General features: G+C 53.4%; 1 protein-coding gene. It reads right to left on the reverse strand.

Features of this window, described 5'->3' with window-relative positions; genetic code table 11:
* Positions 1-719 (reverse strand): transposase (locus ACURWW_RS17230; protein WP_445618385.1); only part of this gene is annotated, 719 nt, incomplete at both ends.

The raw sequence follows: 719 nt of genomic DNA on the forward strand, positions 1-719 counted from the left end.
ATCACCTTTTGTTTGAAGATCGCCTCACTGATTCCGGTGCGAGCATATCGGTTCTCTATACCGGTCAGTATTGGCTCTAACGTATGGTGCTCTTGCCCTTCGCCAAAGGCTTGTGCTTCGACAATGATCTGGTGCTTCTTGTCTACCGCAGCCACCCCGTTGTAGCCCTGAATCGTGCCCTTGCTGGTGGTCATTTTGGCGGATTCATTGTCGGTGATGTTGCTTTTGACTTCTTTTGGCTTTTTACCCTGCCCCATCCTTGGGGCTGCTGTCTTTAGGAAGCGATCGACTCTTTCAAACTCACGTTGTAGAGTACTGGAGGCCTGGGCGAGCTGCTGCTTCCGCTCTCGCTCACCAGGTCTACGGCCATCCAGCTTCTTGTGCTCTTTCAGACAGCTGCGAATCTTCTTCTGTATCTTGGCTCGTTTTTGCCCGAGTTCGGCTATGGTCCCGGAGTGCTCCTTCGCAGCGTTGGAGGACATCTTGCACCCGTCGATAGCGAACAGCTCGTTGCCGAGCAGGCCTTGCTGATCACAAACCAGCAACACCTGCTCGAAAACGCTCTCAATAGCCTCGGGGTAGCTGCTCACGAAGTTAGCGATACTGGTGAAGTGCGGGACACTGTCGCATGACAGGGCTTTGAAGGTGATGTTCTTCTCACACTGCCACTGGATCTCACGGCTGGACGTGATTCCTTTGGAGTACGCGAAGAGGACGAT

This window comes from Gilvimarinus sp. F26214L (genome assembly GCF_054401055.1).